Below are 19,991 nucleotides of genomic sequence, written 5' to 3'. Positions count from 1 at the left end.
ACCCGTCAGATGGTCGTCGAGACGTGCCGCTCGCGGCCGTAGAGCGAGACCAGCAGCACGATGATGAGGCCCAGGGCCGCCTGCACCGCCGACGGCTGGAAGCCGAGGCCGATCAGCAGCGTGTTGATCTCGGTCAGCACCAGCACGCCGGCGATCGTGCCGAGATAGTTGCCGCGCCCGCCGACCAATGCCGCGCCGCCGACGACGACCGCGGCGATGGTCTGGAACAGATAGGGCTGGCCGACGTCGCCATAGGCCGAGCCGGTGAAGCCGAGCAGCAGCACGCCGGCCACCGCGGCGAAGAAGGCGCTCGCCGCATAGGTGATGACCCACATGCGGACCGGATCGATCAGCGCCAGCGGTGCGGCGCCCGGATTGCTGCCAAGCGCATAGAGCCGGCGCCCATAGGGCGTCCGTTCCAGCACCAGCACGACGAGCGCTGCCAGCACGACGAGGCTGGGCACCAGCCACGGCACCGGCAGCGGCCCGGCCGATCCGCCGATCGACACGAAGCTGGAAACCGCCTGCGGTGCCGAGCCCGAGGGGAAGCCGGCTGTCCACAACAGCACCAGCCCCTGCACGACCATGCCGATGCCGAGCGTGACGATGAGCGGCTGGATGTCGAGGCTGCGCGAGATCAGTCCGTTCAGCCCGCCGATGAGAAGCGCCAGCACGCCGACAAGGCCGCAGACGAGAAAGAAGTTCCAGCCGTCGCCGTAAAGCTGCGCGGCCACGACATTGGCAAAGCCGATGACGAAGGGAATGGACAGGTCGATGCCGCCCATGATGACGACCAGCGTCTGGCCGATCGAGGCGACGGCAAGCAGCGAAGCGAGCACCAGCATGGCGCGCACGGCAAACGGCGAAGAGTAACCGGGAATGAGGACTGCGCCGGCGAGATGCAGAAGGGCGGCGACACAGAAGGCGCCGACGACGCGGGCATTGGTTGTCGCGAACAGGTTTCGCTTGGCAGCCATGTCAGCGCTCCCTCATGGCAAGACGTTCCTGCAGCGCGGTCAGCATCACAGCCAGCACCAATATGGCGCCATAGGCGATCTGCAGTACGAAGGTCGAGACGTTGAACGTCGTCAGCACGCTCTGCAGCAGGAAGATGTCGATCGCGCCGATCGCGGCTCCTGCCACACCGCCACGGCCTCCGGCCAGGCTGACGCCGCCGAGCGCGACCGCGGCGATGGCGATCAGCGTGTAGGTCGGTCCTATATTGGGGTCGGCCGAACCGATCAGCGCTGTCAGCATCAGCCCCGCGCATCCGCCGAAGATGCCGGTCATCACATAGGCGATGAAGCGGACGCGGGTGACATCCACACCGGCGGTGTAGGCGGCGCGGTCATCGCTGCCGACCGCCATCAACTGGTCATAGTAAGGCGTGCGCCGCACCAGCCACCAGGCGATGAACATCGCCGCCAGCGGCAGCATCGACAGCGGACCGGACAGCGCCTTGAGCCAGGCCGGCGCGGGACCGATCGGCGCCGGCAGGATCGTCAGCGTGATGCCGGTGAGGATCAGATAGGTGCCGAGCGTGGCGACGATCGGCTGGATGCGCACGATCGTCGCCAGAAAACCGTTCGCCGCACCGATTAGCGCGCCGATGAGCAAAGCCGCTGGGACGAGCATCAGAGGCGAGGAGATGCCGGCTTTGAGGAAAAGCACCTGGATCACCATGGCGTTGACGAAGCCCATCAGCGGCCCGACCGAAATGTCGATGCCGCCACGGCCGGCGAGGATCACCGGTGTCGAGGCGATCGCCGCGCCGATCAACGGTGCTGCCAGTCCGGCCAGCGCGCCCCACGATCCCGGCTGGAACCGCCCCGGGCTGAGGATGAGATTGACCGCAAGCAGGACCACCAGCAGCACGACCGCGAAGCCGACGTTTCGCCCAAGAGACAGGAGGCGCGTGAGAGGGCTCATGCTGCGCGTCCGAACATGGCAGAGATCACGCTGTCGGTGGTCATCGCTTCACCGGAGATTTCCGCCGCGACCTTGTTTTCCCTGAACACCAGCACGCGCTGGCACAGGAGAAGAATCTCCTCGATTTCGCTGGACAGGATGACGAGCCCCATGCCATCCGCGGCCAGCCCGCGAAAGACATCGTAGAGTACATGCCTTGTCGCCACGTCGACGCCGCGCGTCGGATCGTTGAGAAGCAGGATCGCGGGTTCCAGCGCCAGCGCCCGTGCCAAAAGCACCTTCTGCTGGTTGCCGCCCGACAGGGTGGTGATCGGCGCATCAGGCCGGGGCGCGACGATCGACAGCTTCTCGCGGTAGACATCGTAGCGTGCCTTGCGCGCCGCGGGACTGATCAGGCCAAGGCGCGTGTCGCGCGACAGTGTCGAGACGGCGAAATTGTCGAGCACCGACTGCGTCGGGAAAATCCCGTTGGCGCGCCGGTCGCGCGGCAGATAGGCAATGCCGCTGGCCACTGCCTTGCGGAAGCCTGTGATCTTGCGGGATGCGCCCATCTCGATCCAGCCGCCAAGTGGCGGCGCCACGCCGGCGAGCATCTTGAGGAACAGCTCCTGGCCGTGCCCGTCGAGGCCGGCAAGCCCGACGATCTCGCCTGGAGCGATGGTTTGCGTTATGGCGCTGGCGCCCGGCACGATGACGAGGTCGCGGACAGCCAGGCCTGGAGCGGCGCGATCAACCATGCGCCAGCTCCGCCGCCGTGCGTGGCGCCATCGCCTTGAGCAATTCCGCCGGGGTCGAGGCACCGCGTTCTTCGGTGCGCACCACGCTGCCGCCGCGCAGGATTGAGATGCGATCCGAAAGCGACATCACTTCGTCCATGCGGTGCGTGATGAACAGGATGAGGCAGCCTTCGCCGGCCAGCGCGCGCATCAGCGAAAAGACGGATTCGCGATCGGCGAAGTCGAGCGCGGCGGTGACTTCGTCGAGGATCAGGATTTTTGGATTGCGCACGATCGCGCGGGCGAGAACGACCAGTTGCTGCGCGGCGAGCGGCAACAGGCCGGCGGGCCTGTCGAGGGGCACGTCGGTGACGGCGAAGCGCTTGAGCGCCGCTGCCGCCCTGTCGCGGCGTTCGTTGCGGGGCACGGCGCGCCGCAGCAGGCCGTCGAGGCCGAGCAGGATGTTGTCGGCCACGCTGCGATCGGGCGCGACCAGTACCTCCTGGAATACCGTGGCAAAACCTTGTGCCTGGAATGCCGAGGGGCTCGTGCCCGAGAACGGCTTGCCCTGCAGCAGGATTGCACCACTGTCCGGCTGGACGATACCGGACAGGAGCTTGACCATCGTGCTCTTGCCCGAACCGTTCTCGCCCAGGATGGTGTGGATGGTACCCGCCCGGAACGCGATCGAAGCATCCGCGAGCGCGACCGTCTCGCCGTAGCGTTTGGATATGTTCGTGATCTCAATCATGCGGTGTTTCGAAGCTGGCAAGCCGGATCCCCGAAAGGAGCCGGCTCGCTGAGATTTTATCTGTCGCAGGCGTCAGTTTGCGCCGGCATCACTTTGCACAGGCATCTGGCACCTTCGAATAATCCCAGCCCTTGGTCGGTGCCGGGTTCGAGAAATAGGCGTCGAGCCATTCCTCCGGCATCGGGTCCGTCGGCGGTGTCGGGAAGATCGAGACGGCATCGGTCGTCATGCAGTCCTTGTACCATTGGCCGAGATCGGCGTTGTGAACCGGCGGGATCGGGATCAGCAGCGTGTTCAGCTTCGGCTTCTGGCCGTCGAGCATGCGCTCGCCGACGCGAAACAGTGTCTCGGCGGTCCAGTGCGGCAGTACGGCATGGCCTTCGAAGCGGTATTTGTCGGGGTTGGCCTTCCAGTAGCCCAACGCGTCGCCCGTGATCGAGCCGGTGATCAGTGGCGCCGGGCGACCGGCTTCGGCGAAGGCCTCGGCAACGACGCGGCTTTCGCTGCCGGTCGTCCACACCGCGTCGATCGGCGCCGGGTTGGTGGCGATCGCCTGCAGCACCACGGTCTTGGTGACGTTGGCCGTCCAGTTGCCGTTGACGGTGCGCGAAATCTTCAGCTTCGGATTTTCGGCCAGCGCCTTGTCCGCGCCCTGGCGTTCCTGGACGACGATCGGGTGACCGGCAATGCCTTCGACGAGCAGGATGCTGGCGCCGTCCGGCTGTGCCTTGCCGATCGCCGTCATCATGTCATAGCCCCAGCGCGCATAGTTGGAATCGACATTGATCGCGTTCGCACTGGTCACCGAACCGGCGGCGGTGATGAACGGAATGCCGGCCTTGGCGGCTGCGTCGATGGCATCGTCGAGTGCGGTGGCGGAGCCCGGAATCGAGGTGATGATCGAGCACTTCTTGTCGATGAAGGCGCGGATCTGGTTGATCTGCTGGCTGGCGTCGTTGTTGGAATCGGAAACCTCGAAGCTCGACACCGTGCCGTCGGCGATCAGCCCGTCGACGAGCCGCTTCAACTCCTTGGTCACCGTGACCCGCCAGGGATTGCCTTGGTAGGATTCTGAGTGGCACCACTTCCACGGCTTCGGCGGCGGGGTGAAATTGTCCCAGGCCGAAGGCAGCACCTTCTGCGGCGCGCCGTCATACTGCGCCTTGAGTTCGGTCGGCAGCCCGCTGATGACGCCTTGCACATCCTGCGCGTAGGCAGTGGTTGCCAGCGAGGCGAGGGCGGTAGCAGCCAGCAGGCCGCGGATCATGTTATTCATTGTTCTCCTCCGTTCGGTTTCGTTTCAAGCTTCTCCACCGGCAGCGCCGGACACCTGCGCCTGGGCGCTCTCCCGGAACAGGCGATTGAGATCGGCAACGACCTGGGCGGCCTTGTGCCCTGAACTCATGCCGGAAAGGATGCGGTCGGACGCTGCCTGCTGGAATGCCATGTAGCCGTCATGGCGCGGCCGCACCCATGAGCCTTCCAGCGTCGAGCGCGTATCCCGATAGAAATTGCCGGTCACGGCGTTGACCGTCCGGTCCTCCCAGGCGGCGGCGTGGCCGGGCTGTCCGCCGGCGGCGGCGTAGGGACCGCGCTGGACATCGCCGCTGGCGACCCAATAGGCGAAGTCGATCGCGGCATCCCTGGCTTTGGAAAAGGCCGACACCGCTATGCCGGTGCCGCCGAGCGCCGAACCGATCGGCCCGTTCGAGCCGATGACCGGGATGTCGGCGAAAGCCAGCTGGTGTGCGCGAAAGCCCGCGATCGCATAAGAGACGTAGCCGTAGATCAGCGGTGCGCAGACGATCCGCGAACCGGCCTCAGCCATCCGTTCCGAAACGGCGATCGGATCCATCTCGAAGCAGGCCGGCTCGACCAGAGCCGCGATCTCGCGCATCGTCTCGAAGACTTCGCTGCCGGTCTCGATATCGATGAGATCGCACGATGGATCGGTGGCGCAGGGACGGTTGAGATTGCCGGCCAGCGTGTAGAAAGCCATCAGCACATGGGGTGGCCGCAGCGGCAACAGCACACGGCCTTGCCGGGCGAGATCGAGCACATCGCTCCAGCGCGCTGGCGCTGCATCAAGTGCATCCGGCCGCCATGCCTGCACCTGGCTGGCGGCATCTATCGGGAATGCCCATTGCCGTCCTTGCCAGTTGTAGCTCGGATAGGACTGGCCAACGCTGCCCGAGGCAAGCGCGGCGCACTCGGCCTCACGGCCGGCGATATCCAGTGGCGCGAGGCAACGCTCCGCCGTGATCTGGCCGACATGCGGGTGGTCGATGACGATCAAATCATAGGCGCGCGCCAGTTCCTCGACCGGGAAGGACTCGAAATCCTGGAGCGAGCGCTTGTCCCATTCGATGGCGACACCGGTTTTCTGCTGCCAGAGAGCAGAGCAGGCGACCATGGGGTCGTAGCCGCGCGGATGGCTCCAGGTCATGCCCCTGAGGGTGGGCACTGGAGTGAGCGTGGTCACAGGCCGAACTCCCGGCGGATTGCGGCACTGTGCTCGCCGATGCGCGGTGCCGCCCGATCGACCTTGGCCCTGATGCCATCGACCCTGAGCGGCGAACTGGTGGTGAGGATCGAGACATCGTCCTCGCGCGTCACCGTCTGCAGCATGTCGAGCGACTGGAACCCTTCGCTGGCCAGCATTTCCGGCCAGGTCAGCACCTTGGCGCACCAGATGTCGGCGGGCTCGAGGATATCAAGCCATTCGTCGATGGTCTTGGTGGCGATCCGCTGCGCGATGATCGCCTTGATGTCGTCACGCGCGGTGAACCACGATGCCGGTTTGTCGCGATAGGGCGCCAGCTCATCGAGCGATAGCAGGTCGGCGAGTTTCGGGATCGGCGTCATGGCGATGGCGAGATAGCCGTCCTTGGCCGGATAGACGCCGTAAGGCGCCGACAGATAGGCATGCGCGCTGCGGAAGCTGGAGCGGCGCGGCAGGCGGCGGCCGTCATTGAGATGCGTGGTCAGCACCTCGAACTGGAAATCTACCAGCGCTTCCAAAAGGCTGGTTTCGATATGGCTGCCTTGACCGGTGATGCCGCGCCGCACAAGTGCCGCCAAAATGCCTTGCGCGCAGGCCGCACCCGCCAGCATGTCGCCGATGGCAAGCCCGAACGGCACAGGCCCCTGGTCCTCGTCGCCGTTCAGCCACATCACCCCGGAGCGCGACTGTGCCAACAGGTCCTGGCCGGGCCGCTTGACCCATGGTCCGTCTTCGCCATAGCCGCTGATCGAGGCGTAGACGAGCCGGGGATTGATCTTGCGGACGGCTTCGTAGTCGAAGCCGAGCCGCTCGATGACGCCCGGCCGGAAATTCTGGATCAGCACGTCGGCCTGGGCCAGCAGCCCGCGCAGCGCCTTGAGGTCGGCCTCGTTCTTGAGGTCGATGGCGAGGCTTTCCTTGGCCCGGTTGATGGCATGGAAGATAGTGGAATCGCCGCCGATTTCGGTGTCGCTGAGATAGAGCCGGCGCGACAGGTCGCCGCCATCCGGGCGCTCGATCTTGATGACGCGGGCGCCGAGATCGAGCAGCCTGAGCGAGCAGTAGGGCCCGGACAGGAACTGGCTCATGTCGACGACGACGAGACCGGCAAGCGGCAATTCGGCCAAAGCCGGCATTCTTATTTCTCCGTCTTGCCGACGAAATCGGCAGGGTCGCGGTACTTCACCGTCTGCAGGTGCTCGCAATACAAAACGAGTTCGCCTTCGCCCTTGAACACCTCATAGCTGGCGCGGATCAGGCCCATCTCCTTGTAGCGGGGCGTCTTGTCCAAATTGGAGCGGATCGAATAGATCGTGTCGCCGATGAAGACAGGCTTTATGAAGCGGAGCTTGTCGTAGCCATAGGAAAAGGCGTTGACGCAGTTGGTGGCGACCAGCCCGAGGCCAGCCGAAAAGACGAAGGCGCCTGCGATCAGCCGCTTGCCGAAAATGCCTTCGCTCTCGGCAAACATCTGGTCCTGTACGTAGGGGTGGATGTCGAGCACCAGCGTGTTGAAAAGATGGCTGTCGCCTTCCGCCATCGTGCGCCGCAACGAGCGGATCTTCTGGCCGATTGGCCAATCCTCGTAGAACCAGTTCTCGGCATTCCACACCGGCAGCGCAGCGTGATCGGCTGGCATGTTCTTGGGGTGCGTCGAGGCGACGCCGACAGTGGGCGCGAAGTCGTTCATGGCTGGCTCCGGCGATCTCGCAGGAGGCTTCGCGCAACCGTTCGAACACGCATCGAGGCGCAGGAATGCACGACGTCTCCTCCCGTCAATCTTCTTTTGTAAATAGTATTTTCACATATGGGGTTGCGTTGCAAGCGTGAACAGGCGAAATTTTGGCCCGTCCCGCGGCACCCGAGCGCCTGCGGGGAAGGGAAGAAATTATGAGCAACGCCTATTTGGTCTTCGTCGGCAGCCTGAACCGGGAAGCGCCGTATTTTCAAGGCGCGCGCGGCGTCGGCCTCAGCGTCTACAGCTTTGATGAGAAAACACTGGAAACCAAAAAGCTGGCCGAGACCGATGACGTCGACAATCCGACCTTCCTGTCGGTGACGCCGGATGGCACGCGGATCTACGCCAATTCGGAAGTCTTCACCTGGCGCGAGGGAACCGTTTCCGCCTACGGCTTCGATCGTAGCTCCGGGACGCTCACCTACTTGAACAAACAGCCATCGCTGGGCAGCATCACCGCCCACAACACCATCACCCGCGACGGCACGAAGCTGCTGGTTGCCAATTACGGCATGGGCGAGGGCGGTCCGGATCGCGCCGTGGCAGTCTATGGTTTCGACAAGGATGGCGCGTTGACGCCGCCGCTGGCCAGTGTCTCGCATAAGGGAACTGGCCCGAATGCGACCCGGCAGGAGCGTTCGCACGCCCACAGCGTCACCGAGACCATTGCCGGCGGAACGGCCATCGTCGCCGACCTCGGCATCGACCGGCTGGTGTCCTACCGGATCGAACGGGATGGAAGCCTGAGCAAGCTTGCCGAATCCGAGTTGCCGCCGGGCGCCGGTCCACGCCATCTCGCGCTCCATCCGAACGGTCGTTTCGTCTTCGTCATGAACGAGCTGGATTCGACCGTGGTGTCGATGAAGTTCGACGAGGCGAGCGGCAAACTCTCCATCGTCGACGCAAAACCGGCGGTGCCGGCCGAGGCGCGCGACAGCAACCATTGCGCCGATATCCAGATCGCGTCGGACGGCCGCTTTGTCTACGGCTCCAACCGTGGTCACGACAGCGTCGTCATCATGGCGGTCGACCAGCAGACCGGTGCACTGAGCCTCGTTGGTTATGTCCCCTGCGGCGGTGCGACGCCGCGCAACCTGGCGCTGACGCCGTCAGGCGGTCATCTGTTCTCGGCCAACCAGAATGGCGACCGCATCTCGATCTTTGCCCGCGACGCCGACAGCGGCATGCTGGTCGACACCGGACGTGCCATCGAGATCGGCACGCCGATGTGCGTCAAGATCGTGCGCTGAACCGCTCGCAACGACGCCTCGAAGCTTGTGACAAGACTGACCGGGGTTCAGGCCTGTTGGATGGCCGAGAGCTTCCAGTTCGAGCCATTCTCGCGCATGAATGTCCACAATTCGGTCGTCTCTGTCGGATGGTCATCGTCGCCCTCGACGGCCTTGCCGCTGGCTCGTTCGCGCATCACGTCACGAGACTCGTAGCGCAATGCGGCCGTGGCGTAGTCGCGGTCGTCCTCACGCCAGCTTTCCGCGATGTCGGCCTGCAGCAAGGTGATGTCCGATACCTCGTTCCTGAGACCTTTCTGGGCATTGTCGGCCAGCTCTTCGGACAGATAGGACACCATCTCGGGCGTCGTCGCCCGGCGCAGGGCGGCGTGATCTTCGCGCCCGAATGCCTCCTGGACATCCGTCAACAGCTGCTGAAATGCGTCGAGGTCGCTCTGGGCCAGTGTAATCTCGTCGGAGCCGCCGGCCGGAGAGCCACCGCCCGAACCGCCGCCAAAGTCGGGGATTGTGAAAGAGCCTGCCGATTGCTGCGGTGACGTAGCGCGGTTCTCAAACCGCGAAGCCTGGGCATTGCCGGCACCGGCGAGCGCAGGACCACGCGCGGATTGCGACCGGAAGAACCTGATAGCCAGCATGATCGCGCCGCCGATAAGCAGGGCCTGCAGCAGGAAACCGAACATGCCGGCAAGGCCGCCGAAGCCTTGGCCCAGGAGCAGCCCGATCAGGCCGCCGATCAGCAGGCCGCGCATCATCGTTCCACCGAAGCCGCTCATGAAGCCGGGCCTCTGCAGGCCGGCCTGCGGCTGCCGGGCGGGGTTATTCACACCGGTGTTGGGTGTCATCGACCGCTCGACCGGAGCGGTCGGCGCCGGTGCGGTCCTGGTCGGCGGCGCGGATTGGAACGTACGCATGCCACGGCTGCCGAAACTGCCGCCGCGACGGGCCTCGGCATGATCGATCGCGACCATGGAGAACGCCAGGAACAGTCCTGCAACGAGGGCGGCAAATCGGCTTGTGCGCGAAATCATCGGGATGGACCTTATCGACGTGGTTTTTGAGATTTTCAGCAAACGACGGCCCGGTACCGGGCGGCGCCATGCCTCAATCGAACAATTCTTCGAAGAATGATTTCTTCCGCTTCGGATAGCGGTGGCCCTGCGAGCGGGAATAATCGTCATCGCGGCCTTGGCTATGCTGCGGCTGGGAGAATGGCGCCGGCTGCGGCGCGGGCGACGCCTCCCTGCCCGAACGTTCGATGATCTTGTCGAGTTCGCCTCGATCAAGCCAGACGCCGCGGCACTGCGGACAGTAGTCGATCTCGATACCCTGGCGTTCGCTCATTGTGAGCGCGACGCGGCAGGAGGGACAAACCAAACCAAGAAGGGAAGATGTCATATGGGGCTCCAAACCAAAAGGAAATGAGCCCGCTTGACCGAAAGGTATGGAAACGGGCCCGTTATAGCGGTCCGACATCACAATCGCCAAGAACGATCGTCAGAGGGGCCCGGCCCGCAGGGGACAGTTAGGAATGCGGGACCGTGCCTTCAAGGGCGCTATTGCCGCGAGAATGATTTGTTCGCCGTTGCGGCCCTTCAGAGCGTCACCACGATCTTGCCGAACTGTTCGTTCGACTCGAGATAGCGATGTGCCTCGACAATCTGGTCGAAGGCAAAGGTCCTATCGATAATTGGCCTCAGCGTGCCGGTCTCCAGGCCTCCAAGGATAAATGCCTTGGCGGCTTCCAGCTTGACCGGGTTGCCGGTGATCTCGTGGACCAGGTAGCCACGCAGCGTCAACGTCTTGCCCAACACCGCAGCCAAAGGGAACGGCGTCGGCTCACGGCTGAGGCCGCCATATTCGATGAGAATGCCGCCAGGTGACATGGCCGCTGTCAGTGGCTCGAAGATCGGGCCGCCGACCGCATCCAACACGACGCGCACGCCTGGCGGTCCGGCGATTTCCTTTAGCCGGGCCTCCAGGTCTGCCTCGGCCAGGACCACGACGGCAGCCGCTCCGGCGTCGAGCAGGGCTTGTTTCTTCGCCGATGTCCGCGTCACCGCGATCGCCGTCGCGCCGACACTGCTGGCGATCTGGATCGCGGCAAGTCCGACACTGCTCGACGCCGCCGTGATGACGACGACATCTCCACCGCGTAGCCTGGCGATGTCGATCAGCGCGCCGTAGGCGGTGAGATACTGCATCCAGAGCGCTGCTGCCGTTCGCCAGTCGAGCGATGGCGGGTGTTTGACGACGAGCGCGGCGGGATAGGTGACCAGTTCGCCATAGGCCGGCCAGCGAACCATCGATCGTGGTGGGATGATGCTGACAGCATCGCCCGTTGCGAAATCCGCGACGCCTTTGCCCAGCGCCTCGATGACGCCGGCCGCTTCCAGGCCATGTCCGGAGGGCAGGGCCGGCGTCTCGATATAGGTTCCCGCACGCAGCAATGCCTCGGCGCGGTTGAGGCCCAGCGCCTTGACGCGGATCTGCACCTCGCCCGGACCCGGAGCGGGGAGGTCGACATCCCCGATGCGCAATACCTCGGGACCGCCATGCTGGTGGAAGCGGACAACACGTGCCATTCAGGATACTCCAAATCATTTGAACCGAATGAGCTATGCAGGGTACGATATCGCGGATAAATGGCGGTACGGATAAAGCAGTAGAAACCAGGAGTTCCGAATATGGATCGGCTCGAGAGCATGGCTGTGTTCATCAGGGCAGTCGACCTCGGCTCGTTCGCGGCTGCGGCGGTCGCGCTCGATCTGTCCGGACCGATGGTCGGCAAGCACGTCCGCTTTCTCGAGGAGCGCCTCGGCGTGCGCCTCATCAACCGCACCACGCGCCGCCAGAGCCTGACCGATTTCGGCCGCGCCTACTATGAACGCTGCCGGGTAGTGCTGGCGGAGGCCGAAGCCGCCGATGCGCTCGCCGCCGACCAGCTCTCGGAACCACGCGGAAAACTGCGCGTCACCATGCCGGCGCATTTCGGTCGTCACTGCGTGACGCCCGTGCTGCTGCAAATGGCGCGGCAATATCCGATGCTGGAACTCGATCTGTCGCTAAGCGACCGCTTCGCCGACCTAGCCGAGGACGGCTACGACCTTGCCATCCGAACCGGCGAATTGGACGACAAGGCCGGCGTGATCGCGCGCCGCGTCGCACGCCAAGGCATGGTCGTCTGCGCGGCGCCCTCCTATCTCGGAATTCATGGCGAACCACGGCGGATCGAGGACCTCGCCGATCATCAGTCGATTGTCTATCGCCGGCTCGGCCAGGTCGTTCAGCCGTGGCTGTTTGCGCGTGAAGGGCAGCCCCTTCAGGAGATCTTGCCAACCGGCCGATTGCGGCTCGACGACCTAGACGCCATCGCCGATGCCGCGGTCGTTGGCATGGGGATTGCCTGGCTGCCTTGGTGGCTGGTTCGCGAGCGCATTCGGGCAGGCGCGCTGGCGGTGCTGTTGCCGGACCAGCCGCGCCATCTCTACGACTGCCATGCCCTTTGGCTGCAGACGCCGCATCTGCCGCTCAAAGTGCGACTGGCCGTCGACGCGCTGGCGACCGCCTTGCCGAAATTGATGGCGTGATCGCCCGTCGCGGTTAGCTCTTCCGTGAACCAATGCGCACTTCCGGCCTTTGCGGCGCCGCTTTCCCTGCCATATGAAGGTGGCTGGTGGAATTTGCGCATCGTGGGAGAGACAGTTGACCAAAGGTTCGGATCTGTTCGTGGCAGCCCTCGAAAATGAAGGGGTCGACCGGATCTTCGGCATTCCCGGCGAGGAAAATCTCGACATCGTCGAATCGATCCGCCGCTCGTCGATCCAGCTGATCCTGACCCGCCACGAGCAGGCGGCCGCCTTCATGGCCGCCACCTATGGCAGGCTCACCGGCAAGGCAGGCGTGTGCATCACCACGCTTGGTCCCGGCGCGCTCAACCTGACGACCGGCTCGGCCTATGCGCTGCTCGGTGCGATGCCGATGATCATGATCACCGGCCAGAAGGGCATCCTGTCATCCCGGCAGGCGCGTTTCCAGATTGTCGACATCGTCGCGGCGATGAAGCCGCTGACCAAGCTGTCGCGCCAGATCGTGTCGCCGAAGATGATCCCCTCGCTGGTGCGCGAAGCCTTCCGTGTCGCCCAGGAAGAGCGTCCCGGCCCCGTGCATCTGGAACTGCCGGAAGACATTGCCGCTGCGGAGTGCGAACCGGTGGCACTCGTGCCGACGCATCCGGTCGAATTGCCGCTGGCCAGCGCCGGTGCGCTCGATCGTGCCGCCCGCATGATCATGGAGGCCAAGCGTCCGCTGCTGATGTTCGGCGCGGCGGCGTCGCGGCCGCGCGTGACGCCCGATGTCGCCCAGTTCGTGCTGCGCACCCAAATTCCCTATTTCACCACGCAGATGGGCAAGGGCACCGTGCCCGGCGGCACCGAGCTCTACATGGGAACGGCAGCCCTTTCCGAGCGTGACTATGTGCACGAGGCCATCGAGCAGGCCGATCTGATCATCACCATCGGCCACGACACGGTCGAGAAGCCGCCTTTCATCATGGGCGCCAGGGGACCGAAGGTCATTCATGTCGGCTATCAAACCGCCGACGTCGAGCAGGTCTATTTCCCGCAAGCCGAGATCGTCGGCGACCTTGGCCCTTCGCTGGCGCTGCTGGCCGATCGCATCGAGGGCAAGATCCCCAATGCGCAGGCCCTGTTGCCGCTGCGCGAAGGCATTTTGAGCCGGATCGCGGCGCGCGCCACCGAAGACCGCTTCACGCCGCAGCGCATCGTGCACGATGTCCGCGCCGTCATGCCGGCGGACGGGATCCTCGCCCTCGACAACGGCATGTACAAGATCTGGTTCGCGCGCAACTACCGCACGCGCATGGCAAACACGCTGCTGCTCGACAACGCGCTCGCCACCATGGGTGCCGGCCTGCCGTCGGCGATGATGGCGGCACTGCTCTATCCCAGGCGCCGTGTCATGGCCATCTGCGGCGACGGCGGCTTCATGATGAACAGCCAGGAACTGGAGACCGCCGTCAGGCTCAAGCTCAACCTCGTGGTCCTGCTGCTTGAAGACCACGCCTATGGCATGATCCGCTGGAAGCAGGCGGTCGACGAATTTCCGGATTTCGGCATGACCTTCGGCAACCCCGACTTCGTCAAATACGCCGAGGCCTATGGCGCCAGGGGGACCAGGGTTGGCGAGATCGCCGACTTGCAGCCGGCGCTGGAGCAGGCCTTCACCGGCGGCGGCGTGCATCTCGTCGTCGTGCCCATCGACTATTCCGAAAACACCAGGGTACTCGTCGACGAACTGCGCGAGCGGCTGCCGGCGCCGCAAGCGAGTTGACGGCGGCAAAGCCGCCGTCAGGATTGCCTGGAGCCGTCGCCGAAGCCCCTACAGCTTGCAGTAAGGCGTGACCGGCGCGATCGTCCCGAAATCCTTGGCGATCTCGTAGCTGATGCCGTCGGCCGCCGCCTTGCCGACATAGGAATGGCAGAGCGTGTGGTTGTTGCTGGCATCGACGCGGATCTTGCCTTGCGGCGCGTCGAACTCGATCGTCGGCAACGCCTTGAGCACATCGTCGTCCTTCAGCGACCCGGCCTTCTCGGCGGCCAGCGCGTAGAGATGCAGGCCGTTGTAGCCGGCTTCGCCGATGCCGTTGACCATCTTCTCCTGGCCGAACTTTTCGCGGAAGCTCGCGATGAACTTCTTGTTGACCGGATTGTCGAGTGCCATCCAGTAAGGCTGCGGTGCATAGGTGCCGGCCGCCACGCCGGGCGGCAGCGCGTCCTTGTTGAAGACCTCGTCGAGTGGCGCGATCAGCGGCTGCTTGATGTCGAAAGAGCGATACTGCTTGAGCTGGGTGACCGCGTCATTACCGACCACCATCGACCACACGACATCGGGTTTCAGCGACTTGATCTTCTGGAATGCAGGGCCGAAATCCGTTGTGCCGAACGGATAATAGTCGGCGCCGATGATCTTGCCGCCGGCCTTCTCATAGGCTGCCGTGATCGCCTCGGTCATCTTCTGTGGCCAGGCATAGTCGGAGGCCATGACGTAGATGGTCTTGCCGAGGTTCTCGGCCACCCACGGCATCATCGGGTCGACCTGCTGCATCGGGATCGGGCCGGTGGCGACGAAGTAGCGGTTGCATTCGCCGCCTTCGAAATTGGTCGGATAGAAGAACAGCTTCTTGGCCTTCGAGGTCACCGACAGCGTAGCGCTTCGCTCTGGCGAAATGATCGTGCCCATGATCACGTCGACCTTGTCTTCGTTGATGAGCTTGCGCGCCTTGTCGATCGAGCCCTTGGTCGTGGTCTGGTTGTCCTCGACGAACAACTCGACCTGACGGCCGCCAATGCCGTTGGCGGCGTTGAGCTCGGCCGCGGCGAGCTTGTAGCAATTGAGCAGCGTCTCGCCGAGGATCGCCTGCAGTCCGGTGATCGGGATCGACAGGCCGACCTTGACGGTGTCGGCGGCGCGCAGGATCGACGGCGCGCCGACCATGGCGAACGCGGCGGCAGCCCCGCCGGATTTCAGGATCGTTCTTCTGCTTATCATTGTTATGTTCCCTTCCAGTCCAGGCGCGCCCCATGCACGCCTTGCAAAGCCAACAAATCCCGGGCGCGCATCAGGCGCGCCTTTACAGGGCCAACAAATCCTTCAACAGGGTCTCGTCGGCGAACGCTTGCGGCGTGCCCTCGTGCACGATCCTGCCCTTTTCCATCACCAGGCAGCGATCCGCCGCCTTCAGAACGAGATCGAGATTCTGCTCGACCAGCACGATCGCGATGCCGCGTTCGCGCGCGATGCGCGGCACCAGCTCGGCGATGGCTTGTACGATGTTCGGCTGTATGCCTTCCGAAGGTTCGTCGAGCAGCAGAACCGAGGGCAGGCCGCACAAAGCGCGGCCGATCGCCAGCATCTGCTGCTGTCCGCCCGAGAGTGTGCCGGCGACTTGTGTTTCACGCTCACGCAGGATCGGGAAATAGCCGAAGATGTCGTCGGGAATGCCGCCGTCGCCGCGATCCCTGGCGGCGCGTGTGCCGACCTCCAGGTTTTGCCGCACGGTCAGCTGGTTGAAGATGCCGCGCCCTTGCGGCACATGGGCGATGCCTGCCCGCGCCCGGCGGAAGGCCGGCGCGCTGGTGAGATCCTGGTCGCCGAGCACCACGGCGCCGCCGCTCGCCTTCAGGCCGCCGGCGATGACGCGCAGCAGCGTCGTCTTGCCGGCACCGTTGCGGCCGAGCAGGCCGACAACTTCGCCAGGCGAGACGCTGATATCGATGCCGTTCAGCACCGGAAGCAGGCCATAGCCGGCCGACACGGCAAGTGTCCGCAGCATGGTCAGCGCCTCCCCAGATAGACGTCGCGGACCATTTCGTCGGTCTCGATGTCGTGGAAAGGACCGCTGCGCAGCCGACGCCCTTGATGCAGCACCAGCGTCTCGCAGTTCAGCGCCCGCACGAAGCGGATGTCGTGTTCGACGGCGACGATCGAGAATTCGCCCTTCAGCCGCAGCAGCATCTCTGCGGTTGCCAATGTTTCCTGCGGTGTCATGCCGGCGGTCGGTTCGTCGAGCAGCAGCAACCTTGGCTCGATCGCCAGCGCCATGCCGATCTCCAGCCATTGCTTCTGGCCATGCGCGAGTTCGCCGGCCAGCGTCGCGGCACGGTTGCCGAGCGCGACCAGCTCCAGCAACTCGCTCACAGGCCGAACCGGTGACGGCGCACCCCACCGCGCAACTTTCAGATTGTCCTCCACCGACAGGCCCGGAAAGACCGACGGGATCTGAAACTTGCGGGCGATGCCGAGCCGGGCGATGCGGTGCAGCGGCAGGCCGGCAATGTCGTGACCGAGGAATCGCACGCTGCCGCTGGTCGGCCGAAGCGTGCCGGTCAGCACGTTGAGGAAGGTGCTCTTGCCGGCGCCGTTCGGGCCGATGATACAGCATAGTTCCTTGTCGCGTACGGTGAGGTTCAACCCTTCGAGTGCCTGCAGGCCGCCGAAGCGGATGCCGACATTCTCGGCCTGGAGCAGGACGTCGCTCATTGCACGCGCCTCCGGCCTTTGAAGAGGCTCTTCAGTCGGGCGTAGATCGACAGGATGCCGTCCGGCAGCAGGAAGACGATGACGACGAAGACGCAGCCGAGCAGCAGCGGCCACAGGCTCGGGTTGAAGCTGGAGATCGTCTGCTGCGCACGCTGGATGAAGATCGCGCCCAGCACCGGGCCAAGCAGCGTGCCACGCCCGCCGACCGCCACCCAGACGATGACTTCGGTCGACAGCAGCAAGCCGGAAAGATCGGGCGCCACCAGCCCAGCCATGCAGACATAGAGCGCACCGGCAAGGCCGGCGATTGCGGCGGACAGGACGAAGGTGACGAGCAGCCGCAGCGGTGCGTTGTGGCCGAGCGCTGCCGCCCGGACTTCATTGTCCTGGATAGCAGTCAGTATCGTGCCCCAGCGGCCGCGGCTGATCGACCACAGCGCCAGCACCACCACCGCGACGATGGCCGAAACGAAGACATAAGAGGGCAGGTCCTGGCTGAGATCGAGATGCATCCCGCTAACATCGAATTCGATCGGCGGGATGCCGATCAGGCCGCTGTCGCCGCCGGTGACCGAACTCCAGGACACGGCGGCTTGCTGACAGATGACGCCCATCGCCAGCGTGACGATGGTGAAGTAGCTGCCGCGGATGCCGCCGAAGAACAGGAAGTAGCCGATGATGGCGGCGACGAAGGCTGCCCCTGCCACCGCGCCTATGATGCCGAGCAGGCTGCCGAAGGCGATGGCGTCGTCGAGCGTGATCAGCGCCATGATGTAGCCGCCGATGCCGAAGAAGGCGGCGTGGCCAAAGCACAAGATGCCGGTACGGCCCCAGAAGAAGTCGAGGCTCGCCGCGAACAGACCAAAGATCAGCGCGTCGCGGATCACCGTCAGCTGATAGCCGTCGGCGAAGAGCGGATAGAGAACCGCGAGCACCACACAGACGGCGAAGATCAGCAGCCAGTTGCGATCGCGGGCGATCATCGCGAGGCTCCGTTGAACAGGCCGTTGGGCCGCAGCCGCACGGCGACGATGGCCGCTAGCAGCACAATCGCCTGCGCCAGGGATGGCGAGATCTGGTAGTTGAGGATGCTGGTCAGCCCGCCGACGAAGACGCTGCCGGCGACGAGCCCGCCGATCGAGCCGACGCCGCCAACGATGACCACAAAGAACGCGTTGGCGAGATAGTTCACCCCCATCTGCGGCAGCACGATCGCCAGCGGTGCGACCAATCCGCCGGCGAGCCCGGCGATGGCCGCGCCGAAGGTAAAGGCGATGGCGTAGGTGCGCCGCGTGTTGATGCCGACGCCCTCGGCCATCTCCCGGTTCTGGATGACGGTGCGGATGTCGAGCCCGAACGATGTTCGGCCAATCAGCAGCACGACACCGAGCAAGGTCAGCATGGCGATGGCGATGAGGATCAGCCGGTAGGCCGGATAGACGGTGAAGAACAGGTCGAGCGTGCCCTCGATCGGTGGCGTCACCGGCTTGGCGCCGAGACCGAAGGTCAGTTCCAGGCCTTGTTGCAGGATCAGGCTGACGCCCCAGGTGGCAAGCACGGTCGAGACCGGCCGCGAATAGAGATGGCGGATGATGGCGAATTCCAGGATGCAGCCGACCACCGCGCCGGCAACGGGCGCGGCGGCGAGCCCCAGCCAGAAGGAACCGCCGACGCTCTGGACGAAATAGACCGCGAAGGCTCCGACGGTGACGAACTCGCCATGTGCCAGATTGGTCACATTCATCAGGCCGAAGCTGATCGCTAGTCCGAGCCCGACCAGCATCAGGATGCTGATCAGCGTCAGCGCGTTGAGGAGGGTGGTGATCAGGAAATCCATCGCGTCAGGCAGCACTTGCGAGGCGTTGACGCAGGCCGGCAAGCAGGCTCTCGGCGGCGTCGATCACCGCAGCCTGGTGCGGCTGCAATTCCTGCCCGGCCCATTCGTCGATATGGTCCGACAGCGGGTCGACCACTTCGGTCCGGTGATTGGCCAGCGTCTCGATGACGGCGTGACCACAGAACGGCACATAGCCCTCGGAGTAGCCGCCTTCATGGGTCATCATCAGGCGTCCGTCCGACGTCTCGGCGGCCAGGGCGACCATGCGCGCGGCAAGGCGCCGGAAGCATTCGCTGTTGAGCATCATGCGGCCGAGCGGATCGAATCCCGAGGCATCGAAACCGGAAGCGACGATCACGAGGTCAGGCTTGAAGGCGCGTAGCGCCGGGGCGACGACGCGGTCGAAGCTCGCCTCATAGGCGCCCGTGCCGCTGCCGGCGGGCAGGGGGATGTTGATGTTATAGCCTTCGCCGGCGCCCTTGCCATTGTCGGCCAGCGCGCCGCGCCCGGTCGGGTACAGATTGTCCTGATGCAGGGAAATGGTGAGCACCGACGGATCGGAATAGAACACCGTCTCGGTGCCGTTGCCGTGATGAACGTCCCAGTCGACTATCGCCGCGCGACCGAGCAAGCCCTCATGCTGCAGCCGGCGCACCGACACGCCGATGTTGGAAAACAGGCAGTTGCCCATCGCCTGGTCGGGCTCGGCATGGTGCCCCGGCGGCCGCGCCAGCGCATAGGCATTGTCGACGCGGCCGGTCAGCACCGCGCGCATCGCCGCATAGGCGGTGCCGGCGGACAGGAGCGCGATGTCGAAACTGTTGAGGCCGATCGGCGCCTGCGGGCCGGCGAAACCGGAACCGCGCTCGCTGAGCATCCTGATGTCGTCGACATGGCGCTGCGTGTGCACGCGCAGCAGATCCTCGACTGTCACCGGCTCGGCGAGGATCGGCACCAGATGGCGTGCCAAGCCGCTGACCTGGATCAGGTTGTTCAGTCGGCGCTTCGATCCAGGCGATTCCAGGTGCCGGCCGGGCTCCACGAAACGGCCGGGTGGCATCATGTCGGCGCTGGAGCCGGTGTCATGCCACATCAGCTGTTCGTGAAAAACATAACCTGTCGCCATAGGCAAGCGTCCCCTAGAAACAGGACGACGCTAGCAGGCTAACGATCCCGTGGCCCGACCCCAAAGAGGGGGCTGCACCAGAT

The 19,991-nt window shown here is 64.6% G+C and carries 20 protein-coding genes; 3 read left to right on the top strand and 17 right to left on the bottom strand.

The window, feature by feature from the left end; translation table 11 throughout:
- Positions 1 to 5: 5 nt before the first annotated feature.
- The 8 genes from MESOP_RS29135 to MESOP_RS29100 form a co-directional block, all read right to left on the bottom strand.
- Entirely contained in the window at positions 6 to 977 is a 972-nt protein-coding gene (locus MESOP_RS29135; RefSeq protein WP_013896936.1) for an ABC transporter permease, read from the bottom strand.
- A 1-nt stretch (position 978) separates the two neighbouring features.
- Positions 979 to 1,929, bottom strand: coding sequence for an ABC transporter permease (locus MESOP_RS29130; RefSeq protein ID WP_013896935.1), 951 nt, complete (start codon positions 1,927 to 1,929; stop codon positions 979 to 981).
- Entirely contained in the window at positions 1,926 to 2,666 is a 741-nt protein-coding gene (locus tag MESOP_RS29125; protein ID WP_041164394.1) for an ATP-binding cassette domain-containing protein, read from the bottom strand. Before MESOP_RS29125 ends, MESOP_RS29130 begins: the two co-directional genes overlap by 4 nt.
- Entirely contained in the window at positions 2,659 to 3,396 is a 738-nt protein-coding gene (locus MESOP_RS29120) for an ATP-binding cassette domain-containing protein (RefSeq protein WP_041164393.1), read from the bottom strand. The genes MESOP_RS29125 and MESOP_RS29120 overlap by 8 nt, the downstream gene beginning before the upstream one ends.
- Before the next feature lie 88 nt (positions 3,397 to 3,484).
- The gene (locus MESOP_RS29115; protein WP_013896934.1) at positions 3,485 to 4,672 is read right to left on the bottom strand and encodes an ABC transporter substrate-binding protein; all 1,188 of its coding nucleotides are present in this window, start codon (positions 4,670 to 4,672) and stop codon (positions 3,485 to 3,487) included.
- A gap of 24 nt (positions 4,673 to 4,696) precedes the next feature.
- A complete protein-coding gene (locus MESOP_RS29110; RefSeq protein WP_041164391.1) occupies positions 4,697 to 5,842 on the bottom strand; it encodes an extracellular solute-binding protein in 1,146 nt (381 codons plus the stop codon).
- Positions 5,843 to 5,874: 32 nt separating this feature from the next.
- Positions 5,875 to 7,035: a CaiB/BaiF CoA transferase family protein gene (locus tag MESOP_RS29105; RefSeq protein ID WP_013896932.1), complete on the bottom strand. Its 1,161-nt coding sequence runs from the start codon at positions 7,033 to 7,035 to the stop codon at positions 5,875 to 5,877.
- A 2-nt stretch (positions 7,036 to 7,037) separates the two neighbouring features.
- A complete protein-coding gene (locus tag MESOP_RS29100) occupies positions 7,038 to 7,589 on the bottom strand; it encodes a MaoC family dehydratase (RefSeq protein ID WP_013896931.1) in 552 nt (183 codons plus the stop codon).
- 200 nt (positions 7,590 to 7,789) lie between these two features.
- Here MESOP_RS29100 and MESOP_RS29095 point away from each other — a divergent pair, with 200 nt between their 5' ends.
- Positions 7,790 to 8,887: a lactonase family protein gene (locus MESOP_RS29095; RefSeq protein ID WP_013896930.1), complete on the top strand. Its 1,098-nt coding sequence runs from the start codon at positions 7,790 to 7,792 to the stop codon at positions 8,885 to 8,887.
- 47 nt (positions 8,888 to 8,934) lie between these two features.
- Here the strand turns inward: MESOP_RS29095 and MESOP_RS29090 are convergent, their stop codons facing one another.
- The 3 genes from MESOP_RS29090 to MESOP_RS29080 form a co-directional block, all read right to left on the bottom strand.
- Positions 8,935 to 9,915 carry a Tim44 domain-containing protein gene (locus MESOP_RS29090; protein WP_013896929.1) on the bottom strand — a complete coding sequence of 327 codons (981 nt, stop codon included), beginning with the start codon at positions 9,913 to 9,915 and terminating at the stop codon, positions 8,935 to 8,937.
- 73 nt (positions 9,916 to 9,988) lie between these two features.
- On the bottom strand, positions 9,989 to 10,282 hold the full coding sequence (locus tag MESOP_RS29085) for a TFIIB-type zinc ribbon-containing protein (protein WP_013896928.1): 294 nt from the start codon (positions 10,280 to 10,282) through the stop codon (positions 9,989 to 9,991).
- Between the two features lie 197 nt (positions 10,283 to 10,479).
- Positions 10,480 to 11,469 (bottom strand): zinc-dependent alcohol dehydrogenase family protein, encoded by a 990-nt coding sequence (locus tag MESOP_RS29080; RefSeq protein ID WP_013896927.1) that lies wholly within the window; start codon positions 11,467 to 11,469, stop codon positions 10,480 to 10,482.
- Positions 11,470 to 11,571: 102 nt separating this feature from the next.
- Here MESOP_RS29080 and MESOP_RS29075 point away from each other — a divergent pair, with 102 nt between their 5' ends.
- Both MESOP_RS29075 and MESOP_RS29070 read left to right on the top strand, forming a co-directional pair.
- Positions 11,572 to 12,474 (top strand): LysR family transcriptional regulator, encoded by a 903-nt coding sequence (locus MESOP_RS29075; RefSeq protein ID WP_013896926.1) that lies wholly within the window; start codon positions 11,572 to 11,574, stop codon positions 12,472 to 12,474.
- Between the two features lie 115 nt (positions 12,475 to 12,589).
- Positions 12,590 to 14,236, top strand: a complete 1,647-nt coding sequence (locus tag MESOP_RS29070) for an acetolactate synthase large subunit (protein ID WP_013896925.1) — start codon at positions 12,590 to 12,592, stop codon at positions 14,234 to 14,236.
- Positions 14,237 to 14,284: 48 nt separating this feature from the next.
- On the opposite strand, the gene MESOP_RS29065 is transcribed toward MESOP_RS29070, so the two are convergent.
- The 6 genes from MESOP_RS29065 to MESOP_RS29040 form a co-directional block, all read right to left on the bottom strand.
- A complete protein-coding gene (locus MESOP_RS29065; protein WP_013896924.1) occupies positions 14,285 to 15,454 on the bottom strand; it encodes a substrate-binding protein in 1,170 nt (389 codons plus the stop codon).
- A gap of 82 nt (positions 15,455 to 15,536) precedes the next feature.
- Entirely contained in the window at positions 15,537 to 16,238 is a 702-nt protein-coding gene (locus MESOP_RS29060) for an ABC transporter ATP-binding protein (protein WP_013896923.1), read from the bottom strand.
- Between the two features lie 2 nt (positions 16,239 to 16,240).
- Positions 16,241 to 16,945, bottom strand: coding sequence for an ATP-binding cassette domain-containing protein (locus tag MESOP_RS29055; protein WP_013896922.1), 705 nt, complete (start codon positions 16,943 to 16,945; stop codon positions 16,241 to 16,243).
- On the bottom strand, positions 16,942 to 17,928 hold the full coding sequence (locus MESOP_RS29050; protein WP_013896921.1) for a branched-chain amino acid ABC transporter permease: 987 nt from the start codon (positions 17,926 to 17,928) through the stop codon (positions 16,942 to 16,944). The genes MESOP_RS29055 and MESOP_RS29050 overlap by 4 nt, the downstream gene beginning before the upstream one ends.
- Positions 17,925 to 18,824 carry an urea ABC transporter permease subunit UrtB gene (urtB, locus tag MESOP_RS29045; protein ID WP_013896920.1) on the bottom strand — a complete coding sequence of 300 codons (900 nt, stop codon included), beginning with the start codon at positions 18,822 to 18,824 and terminating at the stop codon, positions 17,925 to 17,927. The genes MESOP_RS29050 and urtB overlap by 4 nt, the downstream gene beginning before the upstream one ends.
- A complete protein-coding gene (locus MESOP_RS29040; protein WP_013896919.1) occupies positions 18,787 to 19,908 on the bottom strand; it encodes a class II histone deacetylase in 1,122 nt (373 codons plus the stop codon). Before MESOP_RS29040 ends, urtB begins: the two co-directional genes overlap by 38 nt.
- Positions 19,909 to 19,991: the final 83 nt, after the last annotated feature.

The sequence above is a fragment of the Mesorhizobium opportunistum WSM2075 genome, from assembly GCF_000176035.2.
Taxonomy (GTDB): domain Bacteria; phylum Pseudomonadota; class Alphaproteobacteria; order Rhizobiales; family Rhizobiaceae; genus Mesorhizobium; species Mesorhizobium opportunistum.
The sequence above is the reverse complement of the archived record's forward strand: the minus strand, read 5'-3'. Positions and strand labels throughout refer to the sequence as shown.

Excerpts from the sequence above, each read along its gene's own strand:
- MESOP_RS29135 (WP_013896936.1), bottom strand. The coding sequence starts at position 977 with ATGGCTGCCAAGCGAAACCTGTTCGCGACAACCAATGCCCGCGTCGTC.
- MESOP_RS29130 (WP_013896935.1), bottom strand. The coding sequence starts at position 1,929 with ATGAGCCCTCTCACGCGCCTCCTGTCTCTTGGGCGAAACGTCGGCTTC.
- MESOP_RS29125 (WP_041164394.1), bottom strand. The coding sequence starts at position 2,666 with ATGGTTGATCGCGCCGCTCCAGGCCTGGCTGTCCGCGACCTCGTCATC.
- MESOP_RS29120 (WP_041164393.1), bottom strand. The coding sequence starts at position 3,396 with ATGATTGAGATCACGAACATATCCAAACGCTACGGCGAGACGGTCGCG.
- MESOP_RS29115 (WP_013896934.1), bottom strand. The coding sequence starts at position 4,672 with ATGAATAACATGATCCGCGGCCTGCTGGCTGCTACCGCCCTCGCCTCG.
- MESOP_RS29110 (WP_041164391.1), bottom strand. The coding sequence starts at position 5,842 with ATGACCTGGAGCCATCCGCGCGGCTACGACCCCATGGTCGCCTGCTCT.
- MESOP_RS29105 (WP_013896932.1), bottom strand. The coding sequence starts at position 7,035 with ATGCCGGCTTTGGCCGAATTGCCGCTTGCCGGTCTCGTCGTCGTCGAC.
- MESOP_RS29100 (WP_013896931.1), bottom strand. The coding sequence starts at position 7,589 with ATGAACGACTTCGCGCCCACTGTCGGCGTCGCCTCGACGCACCCCAAG.
- MESOP_RS29095 (WP_013896930.1), top strand. The coding sequence starts at position 7,790 with ATGAGCAACGCCTATTTGGTCTTCGTCGGCAGCCTGAACCGGGAAGCG.
- MESOP_RS29090 (WP_013896929.1), bottom strand. The coding sequence starts at position 9,915 with ATGATTTCGCGCACAAGCCGATTTGCCGCCCTCGTTGCAGGACTGTTC.
- MESOP_RS29085 (WP_013896928.1), bottom strand. The coding sequence starts at position 10,282 with ATGACATCTTCCCTTCTTGGTTTGGTTTGTCCCTCCTGCCGCGTCGCG.
- MESOP_RS29080 (WP_013896927.1), bottom strand. The coding sequence starts at position 11,469 with ATGGCACGTGTTGTCCGCTTCCACCAGCATGGCGGTCCCGAGGTATTG.
- MESOP_RS29075 (WP_013896926.1), top strand. The coding sequence starts at position 11,572 with ATGGATCGGCTCGAGAGCATGGCTGTGTTCATCAGGGCAGTCGACCTC.
- MESOP_RS29065 (WP_013896924.1), bottom strand. The coding sequence starts at position 15,454 with ATGATAAGCAGAAGAACGATCCTGAAATCCGGCGGGGCTGCCGCCGCG.
- MESOP_RS29060 (WP_013896923.1), bottom strand. The coding sequence starts at position 16,238 with ATGCTGCGGACACTTGCCGTGTCGGCCGGCTATGGCCTGCTTCCGGTG.
- MESOP_RS29055 (WP_013896922.1), bottom strand. The coding sequence starts at position 16,945 with ATGAGCGACGTCCTGCTCCAGGCCGAGAATGTCGGCATCCGCTTCGGC.
- MESOP_RS29050 (WP_013896921.1), bottom strand. The coding sequence starts at position 17,928 with ATGATCGCCCGCGATCGCAACTGGCTGCTGATCTTCGCCGTCTGTGTG.
- MESOP_RS29040 (WP_013896919.1), bottom strand. The coding sequence starts at position 19,908 with ATGGCGACAGGTTATGTTTTTCACGAACAGCTGATGTGGCATGACACC.